This window comes from Microbacterium sp. NPDC006705, from assembly GCF_044903545.1.
In the GTDB taxonomy this organism is placed as follows: Bacteria; Actinomycetota; Actinomycetes; order Actinomycetales; family Microbacteriaceae; genus Microbacterium; species Microbacterium plantarum.
On sequence record NZ_JBJDQQ010000002.1, the window covers coordinates 495,962 to 522,281 of the forward strand.

Genomic DNA, 26,320 nt, shown 5'->3' on the forward strand with positions numbered 1-26,320 from the left:
GGCGCGCGGGTCCCGCTGGTAGACTGCGGAAGTGTCATCGAGAGTTCTGATCACCGGCGGAGCCGGGTTCATCGGGTCCCACTTGTCCGAGCGCCTTCTCGCCGAAGGCGATGAAGTCATCTGCGTCGACAACTTCTTCACCGGATCCCGACGCAACGTCGAGCATCTCTTCGACAACCCGCACTTCGAGGTGATCCGTCACGATGTGACCTTCCCTCTGTACCTCGAGGTCGACAAGATCTACAACCTCGCGTGCCCCGCGTCGCCGGTGCACTATCAGCACGACCCGGTGCAGACCACGAAGACGAGCGTCATGGGCGCCATCAACATGCTCGGTCTCGCGAAGCGCCTCCGCGTGCCGATCCTCCAGGCATCGACCTCGGAGGTCTACGGCGACCCCGCGATCCACCCGCAGACCGAGGACTACTGGGGCAACGTCAACCCCATCGGGCCCCGCTCCTGTTACGACGAGGGAAAGCGCGCCGCCGAGACCCTGTTCTTCGACTACCGGCGCCAGCACGACCTCTCGATCAAGGTCATCCGCATCTTCAACACGTACGGGCCTCGGATGCACCCGAACGACGGCCGTGTCGTGTCGAACTTCATCGTTCAGGCTCTCCGCGGTGAGCCCATCACGATCTACGGCGACGGATCGCAGACCCGCTCGTTCTGCTACGTCGACGACCTCGTCGACGGCATGGTTCGCCTGATGAACACCGATCACGGCGTCACGGGGCCGATCAACGTCGGCAACCCTGGCGAGTTCACGATGCTCGAGCTCGCGAACGAGGTTCTGCGCATCACGGGCAGCACCTCCGAGATCGAGCACCGCCCGCTGCCGCAGGATGACCCGAAGCAGCGCCAGCCCAACATCGACATCGCCCAGCGCGAGCTCGGCTGGAAGCCGTCGGTCGCACTCACCGCCGGCCTCGAGCGAACGATCGACTACTTCCGCGGCGTACTCGCGGCCTGAGCGAGGAGGCCGACACGAGACTCCTCGTCACCGGCGGAGCCGGCTTCATAGGTTCGAACTTCGTCCGTCACGTCATGGGCGCCACCTCGCACGACGTGACGATCCTGGACAAGCTCACATACGCAGGGCGGATCGACACGGTGTCCGACCTGCTCGGGCCGCGCGTGCGGTTCGTGCTGGGGGATATCGGTGACGCGGCTCTCGTGTCGCCGCTGGTAGCCGAGAGCGACGCCGTCGTGCATTTCGCCGCCGAGTCGCACAACGACCGGGCACTGCACGATCCGCGTCCGTTCGTGGAGACGAACGTGGTGGGCACCTTCACACTGCTCGAAGCGGTACGTGCGCACGGCGCGCGGCTGCACCACGTCTCGACGGACGAGGTCTTCGGAGACCTCGCCTACGATGACACCGCGAGGTTCGACGAGCGGACGGCACCCGACCCGTCGTCACCGTATGCCGCGAGTAAAGCCGCCTCCGACCTGCTCGTGAAGGCCTGGGTGCGCTCGTTCGACATCCGCGCCACTATCAGCAACTGCTCGAACAACTACGGCCCATACCAAAGCGTCGAGAAGTTCATCCCCCGCCAGATCACGAATGTGCTGCGGGGGCGTCGTCCGCAGCTCTACGGCTCCGGACGCAACGTCCGCGACTGGATGCACGTCGACGACCATTCATCGGCGGTCCTCGCCATTCTCGAGAACGGCACGATCGGCGAGACGTACCTCGTCGGTGCGGACGGCGAACGCAGCAACCGCCGCGTCGTCGAGCTCATCCTCGAGCTCACCGGACAGCCCTCGGACGCCTACGACCTCGTCGCGGACCGCCCGGGTCATGATCGCCGGTACGCGATCGACGCCACCAAGCTCCGCGACGAGCTGGGATGGCGTCCCCGCCACCGAGACTTCGCGACGGGCCTGGGACAGGTCATCGACTGGTACCGCGCAAACGAGGCGTGGTGGGCCGCCGATAAGGACAGGGTCGAGCGTTACTACGCGGCGACCGAGCGCTGAGACCCGGGGCTGAGGCTCGCACGGGGGCTCGACCGGGCAGGGACCGTCGGGCCCGCCACCCGGCCGAGCGGGATTAGCCGTTGCCCGAGAGCGACCCGGTCGCGGGCTGCTGCGTCGCGGGGGCCGACCCCGTCCCCGGCGTGGTGCCGGTCGCGGGGGCAGTTCCTGTGGTCGGCGTCTCGCTCGGCGCGGGCGTGTTCCCGGTGGCGGGTGAGTTCTCGGTCGTGGGAGCGGTGCCAGTCTCGGGGGTGGATCGGTTGCGGGCTGTCGCGCTGGAGGAGGACGACGACTCGACGAATCCGCCGCGATCGCCGGTCCACGAGAGGCGTCCGCGCTCGAAGTCCTGACTCCAGCCACCACCGTTGCGCGCGTAGGCCGCCGAGGTCGGGTATCCGAGCTCGCCGCTCTCGCCGCCGCGCGCGATCCAGGTCTCCCAGAGGCCGCCGTCGATGCGGATCGCCGGCGTCTTCGCGGACGACACGATCCAACCGGTGTCGAACTCCTGCTTGCATCCGCCGCCGGTCAGGCCGCACACGGCATCTGCCTTCGGCCATCCGAGAGTGCCGAAGTTGTAGTTCTGGCGGGCATACTCGTCGCGGATAGGGCCGGTGATGACCGACGCGCGTGAGCCGATGACATACAGCGCACCCTTCTCGAACGCTTGCGCGAAGCCCTGGCCATTGCCGTCACGTCGCTGCGTTGCACCGAGCGGGAAGCCCAGGAAGCCGCTCTCGGCCCCGCGCGCGTTGAACGGAACGACAATGGCCTTATCGATGCGCGAGACACCTAGCGTCGGATGCGCGTAGATGTCGCCTCCGGCGAAGGCCTGCTTGCATGCACCCTGAGCAAGGTCGCACTTCTGCGTGTCGAGTGGCCAGCCGAGGTCGCCCCAGTTGTAGTTCTGGCGCGCGTACTCGTCGCGGATCGGTCCGGACATCAGGATCACCTTGCCGCTGGCGGCAGGAGCGTAGATCGCACCGCCCTGGAAGCCCTGGACGAGGCCGTCGCCATTGCCCGAGCGCGTCAGCGCGTCGGAGGTGGGGTAGCCCAGTCCGCCCTTCTCATAGCCCTGGGCCGCGTACACGGGGAGGAACGCCGCCTCGACGATCTTTGCGCCCCCTGCGGCGGTCCACAGGATGGAGCCGTTTTGGAAGTCCTGACGACATCCGTCCGACCTGCAGTTCTGCGTGGAGGTGGGCCAGCCCAGGCGTCCATCGCTGTATCCGGCGCCGGCATAAGCATCACGGATCGCGCCGAACATGTGGATGCCCCAGCCGTCGCGCCAGTAAATCGCACCGCCCTCGAAGCCCTGCACCCACCCTTCTGCGTTGACCGTGCGGTGCTGTTCCGGCCCGACGGGGTAGCCGATCGTTCCGCCGAGGCCTCCGAGAGCGTCAAAGCTCTGCTTGACGCCGCCGCGGACGCCCCATGCACCGCCGTTCGCCGACCAATAGACCGAACCGTTCTGGAAGACCTGCTCACATCCCCCACGGACGAGGCCGCAGCGCTGGTCGGTCATCGGCCAGCCGAGTGCGCCCGCGGGGCCGCCCCAACGCTGGTACTCAGTGCCGATCGAGCTCGAGACGATACGACCGCCCGCCACCGACGACCAGTAGATCGAGCCGAGCTGGAACGGCTGTATCCACCCGCCCTGGTTGACGTCGGACCAGACGGCATTGCCCTTCGGGTAGCCCAGGTATCCGGTCTGCTGCCCGCTCTGCTGGTAGAGGCCCCAGATGCCCCCGTCGACCTTCTTCGCGCCGTCGGTTACGGTCCAGAAGACCCCGCCCGCTTCGAAGCGCTGCTGGCATCCCGTGCGTGCATCGTTGCACTCGACCGATGACCGGGCGGCACCCAGCGCCGGGTTGGCCTCGCGGACGGCCTGGATCTCGGCCTCGGGAAGCGAGCCGCGTGGGTCGCCGAACCACGTCGCCCAGAACATGTAGAAGTTGCGGTTGCCGTACGCCGAGCAGCCGTCGCCCTCGCCCCACTGCGCCCGCAGCGCCGCGTCATTGGGCGTGTAGGGAGTGTAGATGTACAGCGCCGCGGTGGCCTGGTTGACGATGTAAACCGACTTGCGGCCGCACGACTGAGTCGGCGAATAGAGGATGCTGTTCGTCATCCCCGCCTTGTACCAGTAGGTGTCGGCGTACTTCTGATAAATCTTGAACTGGCGCGCGGCCCCGTAGACCTGGTTGAAGAAGCCGTAGTACGCGGCGTCGCACGGCGCCGTATCGGGGCACCCCTGGCCCGTGGCGGAGCGGTATCGCCAGTCCGCGGGGTTGTTCATCGTCACGAGGCTCTGCTCCTTCTCGAGGAGCACGAGGAGCACCTTCTGGCTGATGCCGCACGACTTCGCCACGCCGTCGATGATCTCCGCGGCGGTTCGGCGGAGACCGCCGGTGTAGCCGTTGCAGAGCCCCGCCTCCGACGGCTTCGCGACGGTGTTCATCGAGAAGTTCTTGAGGCAGTTCTGTGAGCAGCGGTTGCCCTTGGCGTCGAGGAATGCCTGGACGTCGCCGGCGTTCATCGTCGAAGTGGAGTAGAAGTTCGCGTCCGAGATGATGTTGCCGGGATCGAAGTTGCGTGCGTCGGCGGCACTGGCCGAAGTCGGCGGCGTCACCGACACCATCACTCCGGCCAGCAGCACCGCGACGATCAGCACACCGAGCGTGCGCGCGGTGAGGAGACGAGACATCATCGAGCGTCCTTGTCGTAGGCGAGGGTGACGGCCTCCGAGGTGCCTGCTGCCGTCGGTGAAGTGTAGTCGAACCAGATCGTCCAGTCCCCCGCGGCCAGCTCATCGGCCGGCAGTACGAGAAAGCCGCACGAGGTGTTCTGGCCGGTCGGGGTGGCGGTGCCCGCGATCTCGCGAACGGTCTCACCCGACCGGGCGTGGAGAACGCAGGTTCCGTCGTCTTCGACGAGAGCCTGGACGAACGCGGATGCCTCGATCGCGCCGGCGTCTGTGACCTGCCATGCGGCGAGGACGACGGTCACGGCCGCGAGCGATGGCGCTGACGGGTCGGTCGGGGCGGCCGATTGCTCTGGCGGAAGGGCGGTCGGGGTGGGCAGCGGAGTGACGAACTGCTCGCTGTCAGGCGGATCGATCGGACCGGCCGCGTCACCCTCGCGGTCGCCGAAGAGCGACATCCCGATCACGATGATCGCGCCGAGGAGAACGACGACGAACACGCCCGCGACGAGCGTCCACATACGCGCACGCAGAGACATGAGGGGATTCTAACTCGGGTGATGCGGATGTGACAGGTGTTACTTGTGGGGCAGATTCAGGCTGCAGAGGCGCGCAGCGCCGATACCGCCTCGTCGATCGGACCATCGAAGAGCACTCGGCCCGACTGCATCACGACGCCGCGTCGGCAGATCTGGCTCACCGTCGCGAGATCGTGGCTGACCACAACCAAAGTCTTGCCGCCATCATTCAGCTCTCGGATGCGTTCGATGCATTTCTGCTGAAACGGCTCATCGCCCACGCTCAAGACCTCGTCGACGAGCAGCGTGTCCATCTCAGTGTGGATGGCGACGGCGAACGCCAGGCGCACGAACATGCCCGACGAGTAGTGCTTGACCTCGGTGTCGATGAACCGCTCGATGCCGCTGAACGCGACGATCTCCTCGAAGCGCGCATCCGTCTCGGCTTGCGACATCCCGAGGATGGCAGCATTGAGGTAGACGTTCTCTCGGCCGGACAGGTCGGGGTGGAATCCCGCGCCGACCTCGATCAGTCCAGCCACCCGGCCACGCGTCAGCACCTCCCCTTCGTCCGGGACGAGGACGCCCGAAATGAGCTTGAGCGAGGTCGACTTGCCCGAGCCGTTGAGGCCGAGCAGGGCCACGGACTCACCCTGGTCGATCGAGAACGATACATCGTCGAGGGCGAGGAAGCTGTCGGAGATGGGCTTGCCGCGCGTCCACGCGACGAAGGTCTCCTTCATCGAGTGCGTGTGACGCAGGGTGAACCGCTTCGTGACGTCCGAGACGACGATCGCGGCCGAGGGCGAGTGCACGGCGCTGTCAGAGGTTCTGTGCAAAGGACTTCTCCAGTTTGCGGAAGACGACCTGCCCCACGATGAGGAGGACGAGCGAGAGGGCGAGACCGAGCCCGCCGAACAAGAGGATGTCGGATCCCACGAGCGAGGCGACTTCGGGCGTCTGGTCGGTCGTGGGGAACCAGACGCCATAATGCATGAGCCCCACGGCTCCCGTGATGGGGTTCAGCTGGTAGAGCACGAGCACGAAGTCGGGGACCACGCCGCGCACGAGCGAGATGTTGTAGAGCACGGGCGACAGCCAGGTTGTGAACAGCAGGATCATCTCGACGATGTTCTGCGCATCGCGCAGTCCGACGTTGATGGCCCCGAACAGCAGCCCCAGGCCGAGCGCGAGCGTCACGATGATCAGCATCGCGAGCAGGATGCAAGCGATCTGCAGCAGCGACGGGTGCCATCCGACGAACCCGCACACCACGAGCAGCACGAGCAGCTGCGGCAGGAAGTTGACGAAGGCGATGATCACCGACGAGACCGGGAAGAGCTCGCGCGGCAGGTAGATCTTCTTGATGAGGTCGGAATTGTCCACGACCGCGCGCGTGGAATTGCCGAACGCCTCGTTGAAGAGGTTGATGAGCACGAGCCCCGAGAACAGGTAGATCGGGAAGTTGGGCATCGAGCTGTTCAGCCGGAGGAACTCCCCCACCGCGATGTAGTACACCGCGAACTGCGCCGCTGGCTTGAGGTAGGACCAGACCCAGCCGAGGACCGAGCCGCGGTAGCGGATCTGAACGTCCTTCCGCACGAGCAGCCACAGCAGGTGACGGCGCGCGAGCACTGACAGCAGGCCGAGGGAAGCTCCCGGAGCGACCAGGTTCTGGTCGCCGCGTGTCGACTCCGCGCTCATGCTCGCGCTCCCGTCTCACTGAGGTCGAAGTTCGCGGCCTCGGCCGCGCGACGCGCCACCGCGACGGCGGCTACGACGCGCGAAACACCCTCGCCGACCGCGCCCGAGCGCATCTCGATCGACACGTGGCCGTCGTAGCCGATCTCGCCGAGCGCGCGGAACGCCGACACGTGGTCGACGACGTCCTCCTCGATCGGCCCAAGCTCAGGAGCGCTGACGTGGTAATGGCAGAGCACGTCGCGCGCCGACCGGATTGCTTCGGCCGGCGTGTCGCCCGCCAGTGTCATGCCCGCCACGTCGAGGTGCAGGCCGAAGCCCGCCGTCGCGGTGTCTCGGACGAGCTGCTCGCCCTCGGCCGCGGTAGTCACGAAGTCGCAGCCGTACTGCGGCGGGTTCGGTTCGATGCAGAACACGACACCGGCGCTCTCGGCACGCTCCCCGACCGAGGCGAAGAAGTCGATCGCCCGGCGCCACACGACATCGTCGGCGACGCCCTCGGGTCGGCGACGATTGCGCGGTGAGCCGAAGACGAGCCTTCCCGCGCCCATCCGTCCCGCCAGGTCGATGAAGGCGCTGAGTCGGTCCATCGTCTGTCGCGCGACCGTGTCATCGCCGAAGATCGACAGATCTGGATACCCGAACAACATCGACTGGAACGCCACGACCGAGATGCCGTGGTCCGCCCAGAAGGCACGGTAAGTCGCGATCGCGTTGTCCGAGACGTCGGTCGGGTCCGCGAACACCTTCGTGGGCGCGATCTCGACCGAGCGCACTCCGGCGCGCTGCAGCGCAGCAGCGACGTCGGCCTCCTCCGAGGCATCCCACGCGATGTTGGAGACCGCCAGAACGCCCATCAGCGCGACCTCTCGCTCTGCACGAAGGCGTCGATGGCGTCGACGACCTCGGATGCCGACGCGAGGTAGCCGTCGTGGCGACCCCAGACCTCGCCGTGCCGCGTGCGCATGTCGTACCGGCCGGCCGACACACCATCGGGCGCGGTGAGATCGCGGCCGAAGACCTCGGTCGCGACACGCCGCGTCGAGACGGGTTCGGTGGCGAGGTTGACGAGCTCGAGGCCTGCCGCGCGTGCGATATCGAGATCGTCGGCGAGGCGCGTCAGGTCGTAGTACTGGAACTCGCCGTCGGGGTGGATACGGTCGATGTTGTTGTCGTTGAGCAGGTCGAAGATGACGTTCTTCTTGATTCCGGGGCCGAAGAGACCGGGGAGCCGGACGATAAGGACTTCGTCGAAGCGCTCGCGCGCGAACTGCTCCAGCTGCAGGCGGTGCAGGCCGTAGGCGTGCAGGCCCTCGGTCTCGGGGACTGTCGCCTCATCGACGGCCACCGGGTCGCGGTAGACGTCGACGGTCGAAATCAGGACGAGACGGCGCGCCTCGAATGACGACAGAATGCCCTCGAGCTCGGCGATGTGCGCTGCATCCCGTTCGGGCTCTTGGTTGATCCGCCACTTCTCGGCCTTCGCCGCCGAGAAGACGACCTCGTCGAAGGCGCGTCCGGCCGCATCCGCGACGTTCGAAGAGTTGTAGAGCGCGTCGAACTTCCGAGCTGCGCGGAGGTTTCCCCCGACGAATCCGGTGTATCCAATAAGAGCGTTCGTCATGAGAGCTTGTCCTTGGCGAGGGGTGAGCGGTAGGCGCCGGCTGCGGCCCGGAAGAGGACGCCGAGCACGTGCGCGTTCCCGCGGACGGGACTGATCTTCGTCGGCACCTTGCCCCGGGGGTAGGTACGGCTCACGGGAGTCTCGATCGTCCGGAAGTGAGAGTTGCGGCCCGCCTCGATCGCGAGATGGTAGTGGAGTTCGTAGGTCTGGAAGACGTCGCGGAACACGTCGACCACCGGGTCGCCGAGCAGCGCCGCACTGTAGCCGCGGAAGCCGTTCGTCGTGTCGGTCTGGCGGATACCCGACGCGAGACTGATGAGGGGTGCGTGGAGCACGCGCAGCCCGATGAGACGCGACAGCGGCGTGTTCACGGCGCGACCGCCAGGGATGAAGCGCGAACCCTGGACATGGTCGTATCCCTCGCGGAGCAGGCGGGCGAACTCAGGCAGAGCCTCGATGCCGTCCTTGCCGTTGCCATCGATCGCGATAACGCCCGCGTAGCCCTGCTCGAGCGCCCAGGCGAATGCCATCCGCATCTGCGCCGACAGCTTGCCGGGGCCCGTCTTGGTAAGCAGGGCCCGCACGCCGACCTCACGGAGGAACTGCTCGTCGAGCGATCCGTCGGTGCTGCCGCCGTCGGCGACGATGACGTCGAGATCGTCGGTATAGGGCTGCATCCGACGCAGCTGACCGCGAACCTTCTCGCCCTCGTTGATGACGAACACGGCGACGAGAACGTCGGAGCCGCGCGGGCGGAAGTCGTCCGTGCGGTAATCGGGAACCACGCGGGAGGGTGAATCAGACAATGTTCCGCCTCGTCTCGTCGGCGAGCAGCCGGTCGCTGGTGAGCTCTTCCATGATGAAGTACGCAGGCTCTCGTCGAGTCTCGGCGAGCAGTCGCGCGACGTATTCCGAGATGACGGCCAGCGAGAGGAAGAGCACGAAGAACATCACCGCGAGCTGGAGGTTCGTCGTCGTCCATCCCCGCTCCACCCCGTCTGCTGCAAAGAAGGTGATGACGACGTACAGGGCATACAGCAGATTGAGCGCGGCGACCAGGACGCCAGTGATCGAGACAGCGCGCAGCGGCCGGATCGAATAACTCGTCACCATCTCGACGGCGTCGTGGGCGGCCGAGAAGAATCCGCGAGAAGGAGCCGCGACGCGCCGGGGCGTATACGGCAGGTCGAGGATCGAGTACCCGATGTGGCGCATGAGATGGCGCAGGTAGCGGTACTGGCGGTCGGAGCTGAGCAGCGAGTTCACGGCCCGACGGGTGAACGCGGTGAAGTAGGTCGCACGCACCGGGATAACGATGCGCAGCGCCTGACGGTTGTACCAGTAGAACAGCGACCGGCCCGCCCGGTGAATGGGGGATCCCTCGATAGGACCGGTGCTCGTGCCCTGCACGATGTCGGTGCCGTTGAGCAGCGCCGAGACGAACGCCGGGATCATCCCGACAGGGTCGCGCCCCGCCTCGAAGACCACGATGAAGTCACCGATGGCCGATTCGAGCCCGCTGAACAGTGCGGTGTCGTAGGGGAACCGGCGCGAAAGCCGAAGAACGCGCACGCACGGGATGTCGGTCAACAGCTCTCGCAGCCCAGCCACGGTCTCGGGCCGCAGGCCGTTGTCGACGACGATCACCTCGTAGTTGGTGTAGTCGCGCTCGAGGAGCTGCTGGGTCGCGAGGATCAGGCCGCGCACGTCGTCGACGTCGGCATCGACCACGGTCACGACGCTGACGAACGCGTCGGTGCGCGCGGGCGCGCCGGTATCAGATCGGGTCATTCGTGGGATCTCCAGAGAACGGGCGGCCGAGGTCGAGTGTTGCAGCCACCTCGTGTAGGACGTCGTTGACGTTGTCTATCTTGCCTCCCATGATGCACACATATCCTGGGAGCGCCGGCTCCGTCCGCACGAGGATCGGCCGACTGTCGGTACGGTCTTGATCCGCCAGCACGACCTTCACCTCGCGGAGCGAATCGACGTATTCGGTGTCTGCGAGGGCGGGGACATAGCGCCGGACGTCCGCGATCATCTCACGGAACGTGCTCGCGCCCGCGCTCATCGCCTCCACGGACGGTATCGCCCGGGTGTCGGGCGCCGCGGCGGTGTCGAGCCAGCGCAGGTGCGGCGTGTAACGCACATGCGAGAGCGTGTGCAGGCCGCGCGAGGGGAACGGCATGATCGAGAAGAACGGCCCGTCCATGACCGTGAAGGCCGACTTCCGGAAGCGCTGCGGCAGGCGCACAAGCGCCATCTCGGTGACTTCCAGCTGCAGGGGTACGGTCGGGATGCCTGAAGCTCGGTGCAAGGTGTTGATCTGCGAGTAGACCGAGCTCACGACGAACGGTGCCGATGCACGTGCGACCGGGGTGACGACGGCGAGACCGCTCTCGATCCGCTCGATGCGGTCCACTCCCTCGCCCAAGCGCACGTCGATTCCGCCGATCGCAGCGATGCGGTCGAGCACGACAGAACGCAGCTTGCGCGAGTCGAACGCCCATTCCTCGGCCTCCCATGCTCGTTCGATAAGGGGCGAGAACGCTCCGGCGATGAACGGATCCGAGACGTCGGCCAGCGACGCGCCGATGCGGGCCGCGAAGACCTCGAACTGCTTCGCGGTCACCTTCGACATCTTGCGTGCGACGGCGTAGTAGTGCGTGAAGTCAGCATCCACCGCATCCGGATACTCCTGCGCCCAGCGCGACGAGCTGACGCGCGACCGGTAGGCGGTGAGGATGCTGCGCGGATAGTGGTAGCCGTTGTGCACACGAGCCTGGTTGACATAGGAGGCCCGGTTCATCGGCTCGGGCTCGCGCTCGAAGACGGCTACGCGATCAAGGCCGATCTCCTCGCGCGCGTGCAGCGCGAGGCGAAGCCCGAAAAACCCTCCCCCGATGACGATCAGGTCGTATGCGTCGCGACTTGTGGTCGTGGAGCTCATCGTGGTGGAGCTCATGAGTGATACATCGCTCGCCGCGCGATGAAGTTCCAGGCGTAGACGAACACGGTCGCCGCGACCTTCGCGACGATGTAGTTCCAGCCCAGGACGTCGACCTGCAACCACATCAGAAACGTCAGTATGCCCAGGCCGACGAGTCCGATGACGGCGAAGAGGCCGAACCGGACCCAGCGCGATCCCAACTTCGGGTCTCGGAAGACGAAGCGCTCGCTCAGGACGAAGTTCACAACAAGACCCAGGAGGAAGCCGGCGGCAGCCGACAGCAGGGGGTTGACTCCGAAGAACTCGGTCAGCACGACGAGAGTACCGAAGTCCACCACCAAGCCGACAAGGGCGACCCAGAAGTACTGGGCGGTCTGGATCATCAGACGCTTCACAGGGCGATCCCTTCGTTCGCGGCCGCGGGCGCGGTCGTGTCACGCCTGCGGCGCGGACGCGCGACGACGACGAGTGCCGCGGCGAGCGCGATGCCCACCGCGGCGGGGACGGCGCGGTAGACGAAGAAGAGGTGGACTTGCGAGTGATTGTTGAGCAGCTCGAACCATAGCGGCACGAGCATCGAGGGCGCGGCCAGCGCGGCGAACACCCCGATTGCCTGCCACCGCCGCTGCACGGCAAGAACGACGAGGACCACGACGACCGCGAGCGCCGAAACCACGGCGACCGCGGGCGCCGTGGGGATCGTCGTGAGCCAGAAGCCCACGTTGCGCTTCGAAGCCTCCAGGGGTCCGGCCAGCACGAGGCCGTCGGACTGCCCCTGCATTCGCGTGCCGATGACGCTGAGGATCTCCTTCCAGGCACTGTCGCCGAAGATCGCGATTGCGATCGCCCACCGGGTGACCCAGGTCGCGCCGTAGCCGACGATCCACGCCAGCGCCGCGGTTCCCCCGGCCGACCAGAGACCGCGGATGCCGACCCGACCGCCCGCCCAGCGCGCCGCGACGACGGCGAAGACGAACAGCGACCACGCCACCGGCGGGTTGAGCAGATAGTCGACGAAGTTGAACACGCCGGCGACCGCCGCTCCCGTGAGGAAGATGAACGGCAATGAGGCCCGTCCGACCCACGCGCCGACGCCGACGCCCGCCAGCAGCACGGCGAAAGCCAGCACGTGGGGGAAGGCGTCGAGAGTCTGCGTCAGCAGATTGGTCGAGAGCAGCACGGGGACGAGCGCGAGCGGCGCGAGACGGGAGACTCGGCGACCCAGCATGACGGCGGCGAACACGAGGGCGGCCGCGAATAGCGCTGCCACGACGACGCGGACCGCACCGACCCCGCCGAGCACGAGCAGCGGGCGGGTGAGGATCGAGTAGCCGTTCCAGTAGCGGTTGTACGTACGTTCGGGCACGTCCGTCGCCCCGGCGAACAGTTGCTCGAGGGCGGGCGCCGCCTCGGAGCACGTGCCCAGGTGCCGTCCAGCGAAGGCGGCGTCGAGCAGTCCACCATCGGGATGGGGCACGTTCATCGTCAGTGCGATGCACTGCGTGAACGCGTCGCTGATGCCCGCGAAAGGGTACCGTTCGCTGGCATGTCCCACGCCGTCCGCCGGGTAATCCACCGTGGACCACAGGTTCGAGGCGAGTCCCGTATGCAGTGCGGAGGTGACGGGGCCGTTCGGAACGAGCGCGGAGCCGAAGCTGGCGACGACGAATACGATCTGGAGGACGAGATAGACGCCCACCAGCACGAGCAGCCACCACCCGACGCCGAGGCGCCCGCTCGCGGCGAGGAACAGGGCGGAGGTACGCGCCCTTCTAGCCAGTGCAGAGATCATTGGTCCTGTTCCATGAGCAGTAGTTGAGGAGCATCAGTCGGTCGTTCTCGGGCGCGACGTCGAGCTGACGGTACTCGGCACCGGTCACATCGAGCGACGCGAAGCGCGCGACGCCTCCGATGTACGGGCTCACCGAGACGCCCGCCGACCCCGGGAGCACCGGGACCGTGATCGACCAGCTCGTCTCGTCCGGGGGCAGGATCTCCCCGCTCAGCGCGAGCCCGGAGCCGCTGACGTCGAGGTAGAACCGCGGCAGTCTGTTGACGATGGGCAGATCACCGCCAGAAGCAACGTACTGCACCGTCAGCTCGTAGTACTGCACCCGGTCGGTGTTGTTGCCGGGCAGGGAGAACGTCCCGTCGCCCTGCACATCCGCCTGCACCGTGGGCGCGTCGCGGGGCGCGGGCACCTCGTTGCGCAGCCAAAGGAGGTGACTGCCGGTCTCGACGGTGAGCGTGTAGTCCTGGAAGAGCGTGGCGTAGAACTGGGGGTAGCGTCCCCACAGCCACTCCTCGTAGATCGTGTAGTTGGGGTTCGTCGTGATGACGGCCTCGGGCTTGACGCTGTCGAACGCGTTCTCGTAAGCCTCGCGACGCTCGGCGCCGAGAGCGTGGATGATGTAGTCCTCGCCGCCCGGCGCGGGCACGAACACGTCACGCTGACTGTTGAACAGACTCGAGTAGGTCGCCCAGATGTCGGCGCCCGGGGGAATCCGAGAGAGGATCGCGTCCATGGCACCACGGAATCCTGGACCCGCCACCTCGTAGTCGTCCTGCGTCGGACCCTGCATCGCCGCAGCGATGACCTCTCGTTTGGGGATCTCCTGCAGCACCGGGGTGCGCGCGGCCACACTCGTGGCAACGAAGAAGACGCCCGCCACGATGATGGCCGCCGCCGCCACGGGGCGCGCGACCAAGGCGGGCGCGAATCGGCGACCGCTGCGGATCGCGGCCTCGGTGCGTGCCATCGCAGTGATGACAATCGCCGTGCCGGCGCCCACCGCGACCGCCGTCGCAAGACGCCCGAAGGGGGCGAGCTGCGTCATGAGCGAGATGTAGCCCAGCAAGGCGGCGAGGGTCGCGAGGCCTGCGAGGAAAAGCATGATCACGACGGGCACAGCGACCGGGGGGATGGCCCGCATGCGGCGCGCGATGACGACGAGCACGACGGCGACGAGCCCGGTGAGGAGGAAGCCGGGCACCATCGCCCGCAGGTCGAGGACGGGACCGCCGATGAGGTCCCACACCAGCGCATCGGCTGTCGGCGCGACGTTCGGGATCGACCCGAACACCCATCCCTGATCGGCGGGGATGTCGACCAGGGCGTACCGCAGCGCGCTCAGGGCCGATCCCCCGGTGAGAATCGTGAGCACCACCAGCACGGATGACACGGCTGCGAGGGCGTCGACGGCGCTCTGCGCGAACGGACGCCATCCCCAGCGCAGCCGGCGAACGTTCTGGAAGAACCGTACGAGCAGGAAGGCGCCGATCGCGGCGACGCCCTGCTCGCTGCCGAGCGCGAGGCTGACCCCGAGGAGAGCGTACGCGATGAGCAGGGGCGTGTTCGCCTGCAAGAAGCCGAAGGCGAACCGCTGCCGGCGCACCGGCCAGAGCATCGCCGCGGCGATGAACAGCACGGTCATCGAACGGATGCCGATCATCGAGTTGCCCGGATCTACCAGGTTCAGCTGCGGGACCGTGTTCGACATCGCCGTCATCACGGCGAGCCCGATGACGGCGCGGGTCCACGTCCCCAAGAGGGCGCGCAGGAACACACCGCCGCTGATGGCGAACATCACGGGGCTGAGCAGCCAGCGTGACATCTCGGACGCGAAGATGTTCTGTCCGAACACGACGTACAGCGGGTAATGGATCCACGGCATGCCGACTCCGTGGAAGAAGGGGAAATCGCGGCCCGGCAGCTGGCCGTCAGCAAGGCGTCGCAATGGGTTGTACAGCTGGAACGCGCCGTCGAGGGCGTAGCCGGAGAACCGAGTGGCGTGGTCGAGGGCCTGGAAGACGCTCGTGACCGCCTGGACGCCGAGGAAGGCCACCGCGGCGACGAACGCTACGAACACAATCCGACGCGTCCAGCGCCCCGTCTCGACGATGGGTCCGCGGAACGGCACGCCCGCGCGTCGTGCGCGCGCGGCGAGAGAGGTGCGTCGCGATGACGGCGCGCCTTCTGAGCTCATGATTCTCCTTCGAGCGCGCGCATCGCAGCCGAGATCGGGCCCGCGAGCGTCATCGCGAAAGCTTGCAGCAAGTGATTGTGGTCGACGAAGACGGGAATGCCGCCCACGACAGCGTGACAGAGGTCCGAATCACAGATGAAGTCGTTCGGGTCGAAGACGCCGACGGCGCCGGGCGCCATCCGCTCGGCCGCGACGATCATGGGATCGGGCTTGGCGAGGACGGTGTCGCGGGGGCTCGCGCACGGGTCGGCGACGCCCTCCTGTTTTGCGAGGCACTCCAGGATGCCGCCGCGATTGAGGAACGCCGTATCGGCGAGCACCAGCACGCGCTTCCCCGCGTCGACCCAGGGCTGCCACGAGCGCATGTAGCTCTCGCTGATGTCCTGCTGGTCCGTCGGCGTGCCGTCGACGTAGCCGTACTCCCGCGAGATGCTCGAGTACACGACGGTGTCGATGTCGGAGCGCTGCGCGAGGTAGCCAATCGCCTGCTCCGCCCAGGCGCGGCAGTCGCTCGCCTTCTCGGGGGCCCACAGGGCCACCAGCCGGTCGTCGAACCCAACGGGCATGCAGCCGGACTGCGCGACCGACACCACGCGCCATCCCTCGGTGACCGCGAGCTTGGCGAGAGCCGAGGTGTAATGCGCCGCGTGCGAGTCGCCCATGAGCGCGACGGTGCGCGTCGCCCCGTCAGCGGGTGGGCCGTACGTGCAGGCCGTGACGAGCGGGGCCGCCTCGGGAGTGACGCACTCGGGCGCGTAGCCGGGGACCGTGCCGCCGTTCGCGGAGAAGTCCATGACGACCGCATCCGGATAGCGCAGCTCGTGCGAGTCGGCGCAGTCGTTCTCTGCGGCGAGGGCGCCGAAGCACGGGTCGGCTTCGAAGGCGAGCGCCGACATCTGGTCGCTGACATCCTGACGGATGACCCCGACGCGCGAGGCCGGCACAAGCGCGACCGCGGCGACGACGGCCATCGCGGTGACGGTCGCCGTCAGGGTGACCCACGATCTGCGCGAAGTCAGCACGTACGAGGAGCGCACAGGATCCTCGATCCAGCGCTTGCTCGCCCACGCCAGGACGACGCTCAGCACGAGTACCGCGATGCGCGACAGGTCGCCCAGCTCACGGCCGAGCACGAAAGGCGTGAGGATGATGAGCGGCCAGTGCCACAGGTAGAGCGAGTACGAGATATCGCCGATGAACTGCACGGGCGCGAAGCCCGACGCGTCGTTGAGGTTCGGTCCCCCGGTGCCGCTGCGCGCGGCGATGACCAGCAGAGTCGAGACGACGGGGACGAGCGCGATCCATCCGGGGAACACCGTCTCGGGCAAGATGATCACGGTCGACAGCGCGAGACCGGACCATCCGAGCCAGCTCGCCCAGACGCTCGCCCGCGCCGGGAGCTGGGCCTTTGCGAGGGCGAGGGCGAGCAGGCCGCCGGCCGCGAACTCCCAGGCACGAGTCAGGGTGGAGAAGTAGGCGACGCTCGGCTGCGAGCCCGAGATGGCGATGCTGTAGACGAGCGACGCGACGAACACCCCTCCGAGGATGACGGAGGTCAGCATCGCCCCGCGGCGACGCGAGCCGCGCGCCAGCAGAAAGGCGGTGACGATCAGCAGCGGCCACACGAGGTAGAACTGCTCCTCCACCGAGAGCGACCAGAAGTGCGTCACGGGCGACGGCGAGTTGGCGGAGGTGAAGTAGTCGGTGGCCTGGGCCATGAGCAGCCAGTTGACGCCGTAGATCGCCGCTGCGGCGATCTGTCCGAGAGCGAGCTCCCACTGCGCCATCGGCACGATGGTGACGACGGCCACGGCGCAGACGACGAGCACGAGCATGCTCGCCGGCAGCAGCCGCCGCGCACGTCGCGCCCAGAACGCACCGAGCCGTACTTTCCCGCTGCGACCCGCCTCGCGCATCAGATGCGCGGTGATCAGGTAGCCGGAGATGACGAAGAAGACGTCGACGCCGATGAAGCCTCCGGGCAGGCGCCCGGGCCACAGGTGGTTGAGGACGACGATCGCGACCGCGAGGGCGCGAAGGGCCTGAATCTCAGGTCGGAAGTTCTTCGACGCGACGCCGGCTGCGCTCACGATCGCTCACCGAGGACGACCGACTCGCCGCGGATCCACGCGGCCAGACGAGACGTCCACTGCCGACGCTCGCGCTCCTCGGCGGAGAAGTCCTTGAGGAAGCGGGCGGGCTCGGCGAGGAAGGTAGCGAAATCGTCAGGCAGCTCGAAGATGCGCGCCTTCTGCGCGTAGTACGCGGTGCGGCGCAGCAGGAACGCCGGTATCCCGAGGGAGTGCATGATCATCGTCGTGTGATACGAGCAGGTGATAGCTGCATCGAGGTGCAGCTGCGCGATCTCGGTGGGCGTGTCGTCGCGAGGCCCGGTCTCGAGTGAGATCCGCGCGAGATCTACCACGTCGAACTGAGTGAACGGGAAACTGTCTCCGAACAGCCGCAGCGCGGCGAGCGTGTCCATGACCTCCGCGCGGCGGTCGTCGTACGCGTTGAGCAGTGTCACGCGAGCGTCGGGGTGCGCCTCGAGGACATCGCGGAGCATACCCGCGATCTGCTCCACAACGTCCGTGCCGACGTACCCCGAGGCGTTGATGTGGAGTCCCAGATGAAAGGGCCCATGCTCGCCCTGCTGCGGCTGGAGGACCCAGCGCGAGACGATCTCCCACAAGTCGTCGAACGTGCGGGCTGCGACGGCGCCGAGCGCCGCGCGAGCACGCTCGAACGACTCGTCGTCGCGCGTGCCGAAAGCGCTGAGGTGATGGCGCGCGGCAAAGTCGACGATGAGGGGCACGATGAACTCGTCGATCTGCATCCCCGAGAAGACATACGTCTCGGCACCGAAGTGCGTATCCATCGCGTCGAGCACGGCGAGGTAGCCCGGTCCCCATTCTGCGTTGAGATACCCGCCGCCCACGACGTGGACGGGCGCGCGACGCTCCTCGGCGGCCATCGTCGGCCGCAGCCACTCGGGCACCTCCTCGTCGGGACGGTGGAAGAACACGATGTGGCGCGTCGCGTACCAGCTGCGCAGCTGCTCGAGGTGGTCCGGGCTCTCGGCCGATCCGACGTGGAACACACTCACCGGCACGACGTCCGGGGCGTCCTGCTTCCACTGGTGCAGGACGTTCTTGTGCTGGAGGATGTCGCCGAGGTTCGCGTATCCGGCCGAACCCGCGAACAGCAGCACGCGGCGCGCGTCCGACTGCAGAAACTCGACCGTCTCGTCGTCCGCGACGAAGCAAATGCTGGGGTCCGCCGCCGTGACGCCGGTCTCGGCGGACTCGCTCAGCCCGTCGAGGTACGACGGCAGGGCACCAATGCCCGCGTCGAACGCCGCCTGCGAGAACGTCTCGCTCACCAGCTGGCGCGCCGCTCGTGCGCGTGAACGCGCCGCCGGCGCACCGTCGATGACACGGGCCAGCGCGTCGGCGTACCCGCCGGCATCGTCGAACCGCGCCACCGGGTAGCCGGTCTGCTCCGAGAGCACTTCGCCGACGCCGCCCACGAGCGGGGCGAGCACGGGCAGTTCGGCCATCATCGCCTCGAGCAGGGTGTTGGGCACACCCTCCCACTCGCTCGTCATGAGGAAGAGGTCGTACTGCTCGAGCGGCACCTCAGCGATGTCGTGGTAGGCAGGATGACGTACCGCTCCCGCCGCCCGCAGCCGGCTCAGGTGATCCTCGAGCCCCGGATCGCCCATCACCGCCTCTCCGTAGAAGTCGATCTGCACGGGCAGCCCCCGCCGCTGCACCTCTTCGGCGACGTCCGCCAGCACGTCGAGCCGCTTCTGCAGGTCGAACCGACCCGCCCACAGCACGCGGAGCGGGTCGGCGGCAGTGAATCGGTCGGGCCGGTTACGGGTCGGCACCGCGACGTCGGCGACGATCTGGCGCTGCACCCGGAATTTCTCGACCGCGTAGCCCTGCTCGCGCACCATCGTGGCGGCGAAGGCCTCGCTGTCGACCAGCACGGCCTGGATGGGGTCGAGGAAGCGCGGATGCCGGTAGAACAGCACCGAGGTGCGTTCGCCGTCGGGCGTGCGGTCGAGCACGAACGTCGAGACGAAGAACGCCGTGCGCAGCGACAGTATCCGCCCGAAGCGCTCGACCACGTCGTAGCCGACGGTCGAGTTGAAGAGGTGCACGGTCTGTGGCGGCAGCTGGGTGAGCAGCTGCGGCAGCAACCGGCCGACCATCCATTCGCGGTCGACCGCGCGCGAGAGGTAATCGCGCAGCTGCACGACGCGCACGCCCGCGGGCACCTCCGACAGCCGCGTGGACTCGTCGGGCTCGGTGGTCAGCAGCACGATCCGCGCGTCGGGACGGAGTCGGCGTACGGCAGCGATGTACTGCAGCAGCACCCGATCACCACCTCCCGTGCGCACCCACGGGGCGACGAAAAGGTAGTCGGGCGCACCGCCGAACGCGTCCACCAGCCGCCAGTAGGCGACGGCCCGCTCACTCTCCCACGGCCCCCACGGGTGCCCCCAGGTCTCGTAGGACGCGACAGCGTCCGCGCGCGGGAACGGCACCTCGGGCTCGATCCGGTTCGCCGCACGCCAGGCGTCGTCGAGCCACGGGCTCAGCAGGTCGTCGTCATGCTCCGCCGGCGCCGACGGCAGCCCCCGCCCGCGCACGACACTCTCGCCGATGCGCGCCGCGCGAAGCCCCCCGCGCACGACGGTGCGTGCGGCGAGGCGGATCGGGCGCGGGACGACCTCGCGGAAGACGTCGCGCGGGGTGCGCGCGACCGCGTCGTCAGCGGCCGGCTCTGTCGCGACGACAGACGCCGCACGCTCGAGGGAGGCGAGGTACGGCGAGGGCGGCAGGAGGTTGTCGCCGTGGGCGTCGAGAAGCGATCCGGGGCGCACACGGTAGAACATGACCGTCTCGGGGACCACGACGTGCTCGTAGCCGGCGTCGAGGGTCGCGAGATTCCACGCCCAGTCCTCCGGGCCGTGTCCGCGGGACGGAGGGAGATACAGGTAGGGAACCTCGGCGAACGTGGAGCGGTGGGCGATCACGCACGCGTCCCACGGGTTCACCGCCGCGATAAGGCCTGGCCGGTAGTCCGCGTCGCCGCTGCCTTGGAGGTCCCAGCGCGTGCGGCGCGCACCGAACGAGACGATGCTCTCCGGATGCGCGATGGCGCGCTCGCCGCGCTCGCGGATCGTCTGCACCCCGCGCGCGAGCCACGTCGCCGAGACGAGGTTGTCGCCATCGAGGATCGCGATGACCGGCGCGGTCGCCGCGGCGACGCCGTCGTTGCGTGACATCCCGAGGTCGCCGTTGTCGACCTCCAGCAGCCGCAGCTCCGCCGGCGCCACGGATGCCGGGGTCGCGTGCACCTCGATGACCCGACGGGTCTCGGCGTCGATACGATCCATCACGAGGACGAGCTCGACCTGCAGGCCCGCACTCGCCGCGTGGGACGCGGCCTCGGCGACGGATCGCAGTGTCGACACGAGGATGCGACCCTCAGCGTGGGTCGGCACCACGACGGAAACGTCGGCGGTCATGATCTCCCTCCGCGGCGCAGCGTGCGCCGAGCAAGTCGTCTGAGGCGGTTCACCGGGCGTCGGTCCTCGACCGCCTGCTGGCGCGCGAGCCGATCTCGAACATCGTCGAGTCGCCGGTGCAGTTCGTCGAACCGGTCGTCGAGGAATCGGGTCAGGTAAAGCGGCATCCCCACGCCGTCGCGCTCGACGACCTGGCGCAGCTCGCGGTCGCGCACCAGGCGGTCGGCCCGGTAGTGCTCGTCCCGCTTGGTGATGACGGAGTTGCCGAGCACTCCCGCAAGACCAGGACGCTGGCGCCACTGCGCGAGCGGCTCGTCGCGGAGGAACCCGATCGGCCCCGCGACAGCGAGGCGGACGTTGCACTCCCAGTCGCCGACGACTTCGAGGCTCTCGTCGAAGAGACCGACCCCTTCGAGCGCCGAGCGGCGGTAGAGCAGCGAGATCGGCACGCAGCAGTTGAAGCGGATGAGCTGCGCGAGGGTCACCTGCTGCAAGTCGGGCAGGAAGATCTCGCGTGAAGTCTCGACGATGCGTTCGCCCTCGACCCGTTCCCAGACGATCTCGGTGCGCACCGCGACGGCCGAGGCATCGTTGTTGTCGCTCAACCAGCTGGACGTGCTTTCCAGGAAGCGCGGATCCCACGTGTCGTCGTCGTCGTGGACGGCGATCCATGTGTTGCCGGAGGAGCGGATAGCCGCGTTCGCCGCGCTCTCCATCCCCCCGGACACCTCACGGTGCAGGACGCTGACGCGACCAGCCAGCGCATGTGCACGGTCGGCGACGATCGCGTCGACGGGACCGGGGGCACCGCCGTCGTTGACGATGACGAGCATCCATCCGGTGTGCGTCTGAGCGAGGACGTCGTCTATCGCGCGGGCGAGGAAGAGGGGGCGGTCCTTCGTGCGCATGACGATGTCGACCGTCGGGTCTGGGCGATCATGCAGGCTCATACGCGCGTACCGTTCTCTCCGCTCAACCAAGTCATCTTAGCCGGGACTCCCTGTCCCACCCATCGGAGGGCGGAGCTCCGGCGACACACCGCGCACGACGGGGACCGGCGCCCGCGTCACAACTCGGCGTGGAGCGCCCACACCCGCTCGGCGTGATCGCGCCACGAGAACGCGCGGCCACGATCGCCGGCGCGCACAGCCCACCGGTGCAGTTCGTCCGGCGACGAGAGCACCTCCCCCGCCGCATCCCGCAGTTCGTCGAACGGCGCGATGCGCGCACCGTCGAGCAGCACCTCGCGGTGCACGGGCGAGTCGCAGGCCACGACCGGCACCCCGAGCACCATCGCCTCTACGGCCCGCCAGGGAAAGCCCGATCCGTCCGAGAGCGCGATCAGCAGGACGGCCGCGTCGAGCACGGCAGCGCGATCGGCAGCATCCAGCCGGCCGGGCACGATGACCCGGCCGCGGTCGATCCCGGACTCGGCGATGGCGCTCGCGAGGTCGGCCGGCTCGTCGAACACGACGATGCTGGAGGTCTGCTCTCCGGCGATGGAGGCCAGCACGGCCCGCAGCTGTTCTTCTGTGCCGCCCGCGACGACCGCCGCCCGGTCGGGCACGCCGAGCTCGCGCCGCCGCCCGATGGCGTCGGTGGGAACACGGAAGGCGGCGGGCGCGGCCCCGGGGATGACGCGGATCCGGCCGCTGAGCTTGGGGGCGATCTCCGCGAGGCGATGCGCGGTGGCATGCGCCGGGACGATGACGGCGTCCGCGTGCTTCTCGGCGCGCTTGAGCAGCGCGCGGTGCGCGAGCACCGTCGCGCGGGGGAACAGTGCGGGCGTGTCCCAGACCGCGAGGTCCCACAGCGTGACGACGGTCTGCTCGTTGTCATGAGCCCGATCGTGCTTGACGAGCGGCGCGAGCAGGGTCGGCGCATGCAGCAGCCCTCCCGCGACGCCTCCCGGGATTCCCATCGGCCAGGAGGCCAGCAGACCGGTCCGCGGGAACGGGGCTCGGACGGTCTGGGCCAGGCCGCCGACCCCAGCAGCCGCCTCCGCGGCGTCCGAGGGGACGACCGCAGCGACCTCGCATCGCGCCGGCGCCGTCGCGACCAGCGCGCGCGCCACTTCGAGGGACGCCTCGGCGGAATCGGCGTCGACGACATCGACCAGCTGGTCGAGCACGACCCGCAGAACCGTGGTCATCGCTCAGCCCTCCGGCGCGGGGGTCGGGGTCTGCGGGTGGAGCGCGTCCTGCACCATCTGCCGGACGAGGGCCCAATCGGGATCCGCTTCCTCGATTCCGTTCTCGGGCGTGAGCTCGATCGTGGTGACCGGCTGTTCCTTGGCCTTCATCGCGATATCGGCGAGGAACGGCAGCAGATCGGCGGGGATGTCGGTCTGGACGAGCACCTGCCCGGCATCCGCGATCTCGGTGAAGCGGTCGAGCACGTTCTGCGGTGTCATCTGCGCGAGGATCGCCTGCTGCAGCTCGCGCTGGCGACGCATCCGGTCGAAGTCGCTCGTCGTGTAGCGCGACCGGGCATACCACTGGGCGGTGTCACCGTCCATGTGCTGCTGACCCGCCTCGATCCATCCCTCGGCCCAGTCCTCGGCCGGCTGCCCCTCGTACTGGGGCCCGCCGCCCTTGGGCAGGCGCTCCACGACGTTGATGTCGACACCGCCGAGGGCGTCGACGAGGTCGGCGAAGCCCTTCATGTCGATGAAGACGTAGTACGGGATCGTGATTCCGAGGATCCCCTCGACGGCGTCCTTGGTCGCCTCGACCCCCGGTGACGACCCGTCGCCTCGAGCGTCCGGGTACATCGCGTTGCCGTCGCGGCAGATCTCCACCTCGGTCTGCAGCTGGTTGATGCCGCTGCTCCACCCGCAGTTCGGGTCGACGCGTCCCTCGTGGACGTCGGGATACAGATCCTTCATCGGCCCCGGAGCGAACGGGAAGTGCCCCATGTCGCGCGGGACACCGGTGATCGTGGTCGCCCCGGTCTCCGCGTTCACGGACACGACGGAGATCGAGTCGAAGCGCATGGAGTCGCGGCCTTCACCACTGTCGGCACCGAGCAGGAGGACGTTGTAGTAGCCGTCCGACGGCGGAACGCTCGGCCCACTCGCACCGAACACCGTGCTGAGCGTCTCGCGAACGGAGTTCACGCGGTCGAACGTCCACGCGGCGGCCGACGTCGACGCGACGGCGAGCAGAATGGCCAGGAGCGGGACGCCGATGCGGGCCACCGTGCCCGCGCGCACGAGCTTCACCAAACGCAACGTGTCGACCGTCAGCACGACCCACAGCACCGCGTAGAACGCGATCACAACCTGGACGATCAGCAGGACGAACCAGTTGGTGGCGAGCGAGAGCAGCAGCGGGCGCCACAGCAGACCGGTCAGCACGGTCAGGAGTGCGATGACCCACATCGTGATCGTTGCGGCGAGACCGAAACGCCCCAGTCGGCGATTCCCGGCGAGCACCTGGGCAGAGCCGGGCAGGAGGAAGTTGAGCACGACGAGCCACCACCCGCGACGACCCATGACCTCGGGCGAGGTAGTGTCGGGATGCCGCAGCGGCCGCTCCTCGATGAGGCTTCCGCGTCGCGGCCGTGCGGAGTTGCGCGGCGGAGCGGTGACGGTCACAGGGATTCCTTGAGTCGGAGGTTCTTCTCCTCGACCTGCTGCTCGAGGCTGCGGGCGTACTCCTCCAGCCGATCGGCGAGCTCAGCGTCGCCCGCGCCGATGATGCGCGCAGCGAGGAGGCCGGCGTTCTTCGCGCCGTTGATCGACACGGTGGCCACGGGGATGCCGCCGGGCATCTGGACGATGCTCAGCAGCGAGTCGAGTCCGTCGAGGGTCGCGAGCTGCACCGGCACGCCGACGACCGGCAGCGGCGTCAGCGACGCGAGCATGCCCGGGAGGTGCGCCGCTCCCCCCGCGCCGGCGACGATGACGCGCAGCCCTCGCGCGCGTGCCTCACGACCGTAGCGGAGCAGCTTGTCGGGGGTGCGGTGGGCCGAGACGACTTCGACCTCGTGCGCGACACCGAGGTCGGTGAGCGCCTGGGATGCGTCGCTCATGACGCGCCAATCGGAGTCCGAACCCATGACGACTCCGACGAGCGGAGCGTCCGACGAATGCAGCGGCGAGGATGTCACCGACCCAGGTTAGGCGGGCCACCTGTGGAATCCCCGGAGCGGCGCGGTACCCCCGAGGGCTCAGTCGTCGAAGTTCGCCGCCACCACGCGGGCGTCGCCGACGACGGCGTCGAGGTCGTCGCCCGACAGGTTGACGTGTCCGACCTTGCGCCCGGGACGCGGGGCCTTGCCGTAGGTGTGGACCTTCGCACCGGGGTGGGCTTCGAGAGCGGCGGGGATGCGCGCGGCGAGCGAGTCGGAGACGGGACCGCCCAGGATGTTGATCATGACCGACCACGGCGCTCGCGGAGCCGTGTCGCCGAGGGGCAGATCGAGCACTGCGCGGAGATGCTGCTCGAACTGTCCGGTCACGGCGCCGTCCTGACTCCAGTGGCCGCTGTTGTGCGGGCGCATCGCGAGCTCGTTCACGAGGAGCCGGTCATCGGCCGTCTCGAAGAGTTCCACCGCGAGCATGCCGGTGACACCCAGCCCTTCCGCGATCGCGACCCCGATGTTCTCGGCGACCTCGATCAGGCGCTGACCCGCCCGCGGAGCCGGGGCGATGACCTCCGCGCACACCCCGTCGCGCTGCACGGTCTCGACCACGGGGTACGAACGCCACGCCCCGGAGGGCCGCCGCGCCACCTGCTGCGCGAGTTCGCGCGTGAACTCGACGAGCTCCTCGACGAGCAGCTGTCCCCCCGGCTGGAGGGCGTCAAGCCAGTCAGCGGCGTCGGCGGCGGAACGGACGACACGAACGCCTTTGCCGTCGTATCCACCGCGCGGCGTCTTCACGACCGCGCGCCCGCCGTTGTCGTCGAGGAAGGCTTGCAGGCCGGCGGCATCGGAGATCGCGGCCCACTCGGGCTGCGGCATCCCGAGCTCGGCGAGCCTCGCGCGCATGCGCAGCTTGTCCTGTGCATAGAAGAGAGCGTCGGGACCGGGGTGCACGGCGACGCCGTCATCGACGAGCGCCCGGAGCACCTCCTGCGGAACGTGCTCGTGATCGAAGGTGATGACATCGACATCGCGAGCGAAGGCCCGAACCGTTTCGAGGTCGCGGTAGTCGCCCGTCGCGGTCGCCGCGATGGCTGCAGACATGCCCGGCTCCTCGGCCAGGACGCGCACATCGAGTCCCAGCTCGAGGGCCGGCGCGATCATCATGCGGGCCAGCTGCCCTCCGCCGACGATTCCTACTCGCAACGACATGGCGCCTCCTCCGGGTTCGC

21 protein-coding genes are annotated in these 26,320 nt (G+C 68.2%); 2 read left to right on the forward strand and 19 right to left on the reverse strand.

Features of this window, described 5'->3' with window-relative positions; translation table 11 throughout:
• Positions 1–31: 31 nt before the first annotated feature.
• Entirely contained in the window at positions 32–973 is a 942-nt protein-coding gene (locus ACI2K6_RS12940) for a UDP-glucuronic acid decarboxylase family protein (protein ID WP_404568778.1), read from the forward strand.
• Positions 970–1,983 carry a dTDP-glucose 4,6-dehydratase gene (gene rfbB / locus ACI2K6_RS12945; RefSeq protein ID WP_404568861.1) on the forward strand — a complete coding sequence of 338 codons (1,014 nt, stop codon included), beginning with the start codon at positions 970–972 and terminating at the stop codon, positions 1,981–1,983. Before ACI2K6_RS12940 ends, rfbB begins: the two co-directional genes overlap by 4 nt.
• A gap of 73 nt (positions 1,984–2,056) precedes the next feature.
• Here rfbB and ACI2K6_RS12950 read toward each other — a convergent pair whose 3' ends face one another.
• The 19 genes from ACI2K6_RS12950 to ACI2K6_RS13040 form a co-directional block, all read right to left on the reverse strand.
• Positions 2,057–4,684 carry a hypothetical protein gene (locus ACI2K6_RS12950; protein ID WP_404568779.1) on the reverse strand — a complete coding sequence of 876 codons (2,628 nt, stop codon included), beginning with the start codon at positions 4,682–4,684 and terminating at the stop codon, positions 2,057–2,059.
• Positions 4,681–5,217, reverse strand: a complete 537-nt coding sequence (locus ACI2K6_RS12955; RefSeq protein WP_404568780.1) for a hypothetical protein — start codon at positions 5,215–5,217, stop codon at positions 4,681–4,683. The genes ACI2K6_RS12950 and ACI2K6_RS12955 overlap by 4 nt, the downstream gene beginning before the upstream one ends.
• Positions 5,218–5,273: 56 nt before the next feature.
• Positions 5,274–6,035 carry an ABC transporter ATP-binding protein gene (locus ACI2K6_RS12960; protein ID WP_404568781.1) on the reverse strand — a complete coding sequence of 254 codons (762 nt, stop codon included), beginning with the start codon at positions 6,033–6,035 and terminating at the stop codon, positions 5,274–5,276.
• The gene (locus tag ACI2K6_RS12965; protein WP_404568782.1) at positions 6,019–6,900 is read right to left on the reverse strand and encodes an ABC transporter permease; all 882 of its coding nucleotides are present in this window, start codon (positions 6,898–6,900) and stop codon (positions 6,019–6,021) included. Before ACI2K6_RS12965 ends, ACI2K6_RS12960 begins: the two co-directional genes overlap by 17 nt.
• Positions 6,897–7,754: a sugar phosphate isomerase/epimerase family protein gene (locus ACI2K6_RS12970; RefSeq protein ID WP_404568783.1), complete on the reverse strand. Its 858-nt coding sequence runs from the start codon at positions 7,752–7,754 to the stop codon at positions 6,897–6,899. The genes ACI2K6_RS12965 and ACI2K6_RS12970 overlap by 4 nt, the downstream gene beginning before the upstream one ends.
• Positions 7,754–8,521 carry a hypothetical protein gene (locus ACI2K6_RS12975; RefSeq protein ID WP_404568784.1) on the reverse strand — a complete coding sequence of 256 codons (768 nt, stop codon included), beginning with the start codon at positions 8,519–8,521 and terminating at the stop codon, positions 7,754–7,756. Before ACI2K6_RS12975 ends, ACI2K6_RS12970 begins: the two co-directional genes overlap by 1 nt.
• Entirely contained in the window at positions 8,518–9,327 is an 810-nt protein-coding gene (locus ACI2K6_RS12980; RefSeq protein WP_404568785.1) for a glycosyltransferase family 2 protein, read from the reverse strand. The genes ACI2K6_RS12975 and ACI2K6_RS12980 overlap by 4 nt, the downstream gene beginning before the upstream one ends.
• On the reverse strand, positions 9,320–10,312 hold the full coding sequence (locus ACI2K6_RS12985) for a glycosyltransferase (protein WP_404568786.1): 993 nt from the start codon (positions 10,310–10,312) through the stop codon (positions 9,320–9,322). The genes ACI2K6_RS12980 and ACI2K6_RS12985 overlap by 8 nt, the downstream gene beginning before the upstream one ends.
• On the reverse strand, positions 10,299–11,486 hold the full coding sequence (locus ACI2K6_RS12990) for an FAD-dependent oxidoreductase (RefSeq protein ID WP_404568787.1): 1,188 nt from the start codon (positions 11,484–11,486) through the stop codon (positions 10,299–10,301). Before ACI2K6_RS12990 ends, ACI2K6_RS12985 begins: the two co-directional genes overlap by 14 nt.
• Positions 11,483–11,866 carry a GtrA family protein gene (locus ACI2K6_RS12995; RefSeq protein ID WP_404568788.1) on the reverse strand — a complete coding sequence of 128 codons (384 nt, stop codon included), beginning with the start codon at positions 11,864–11,866 and terminating at the stop codon, positions 11,483–11,485. Before ACI2K6_RS12995 ends, ACI2K6_RS12990 begins: the two co-directional genes overlap by 4 nt.
• A complete protein-coding gene (locus ACI2K6_RS13000) occupies positions 11,863–13,263 on the reverse strand; it encodes a hypothetical protein (RefSeq protein ID WP_404568789.1) in 1,401 nt (466 codons plus the stop codon). The genes ACI2K6_RS12995 and ACI2K6_RS13000 overlap by 4 nt, the downstream gene beginning before the upstream one ends.
• Positions 13,244–15,457, reverse strand: a complete 2,214-nt coding sequence (locus ACI2K6_RS13005; RefSeq protein WP_404568790.1) for a hypothetical protein — start codon at positions 15,455–15,457, stop codon at positions 13,244–13,246. The genes ACI2K6_RS13000 and ACI2K6_RS13005 overlap by 20 nt, the downstream gene beginning before the upstream one ends.
• On the reverse strand, positions 15,454–17,547 hold the full coding sequence (locus tag ACI2K6_RS13010) for an acyltransferase family protein (protein WP_404568791.1): 2,094 nt from the start codon (positions 17,545–17,547) through the stop codon (positions 15,454–15,456). Before ACI2K6_RS13010 ends, ACI2K6_RS13005 begins: the two co-directional genes overlap by 4 nt.
• The gene (locus tag ACI2K6_RS13015; protein WP_404568792.1) at positions 17,544–20,999 is read right to left on the reverse strand and encodes a glycosyltransferase; all 3,456 of its coding nucleotides are present in this window, start codon (positions 20,997–20,999) and stop codon (positions 17,544–17,546) included. Before ACI2K6_RS13015 ends, ACI2K6_RS13010 begins: the two co-directional genes overlap by 4 nt.
• Entirely contained in the window at positions 20,996–21,949 is a 954-nt protein-coding gene (locus tag ACI2K6_RS13020; protein ID WP_404568793.1) for a glycosyltransferase family 2 protein, read from the reverse strand. Before ACI2K6_RS13020 ends, ACI2K6_RS13015 begins: the two co-directional genes overlap by 4 nt.
• 116 nt (positions 21,950–22,065) lie before the next feature.
• The gene (locus ACI2K6_RS13025; RefSeq protein ID WP_404568794.1) at positions 22,066–23,151 is read right to left on the reverse strand and encodes a glycosyltransferase; all 1,086 of its coding nucleotides are present in this window, start codon (positions 23,149–23,151) and stop codon (positions 22,066–22,068) included.
• Between the two features lie 3 nt (positions 23,152–23,154).
• Positions 23,155–24,597: an LCP family protein gene (locus tag ACI2K6_RS13030; RefSeq protein WP_404568795.1), complete on the reverse strand. Its 1,443-nt coding sequence runs from the start codon at positions 24,595–24,597 to the stop codon at positions 23,155–23,157.
• Positions 24,594–25,061 (reverse strand): 5-(carboxyamino)imidazole ribonucleotide mutase, encoded by a 468-nt coding sequence (purE, locus tag ACI2K6_RS13035; protein ID WP_112617590.1) that lies wholly within the window; start codon positions 25,059–25,061, stop codon positions 24,594–24,596. Before purE ends, ACI2K6_RS13030 begins: the two co-directional genes overlap by 4 nt.
• A 111-nt stretch (positions 25,062–25,172) precedes the next feature.
• Positions 25,173–26,300, reverse strand: coding sequence for a 5-(carboxyamino)imidazole ribonucleotide synthase (locus tag ACI2K6_RS13040; protein WP_404568796.1), 1,128 nt, complete (start codon positions 26,298–26,300; stop codon positions 25,173–25,175).
• Between the last annotated feature and the right edge of the window lie 20 nt (positions 26,301–26,320).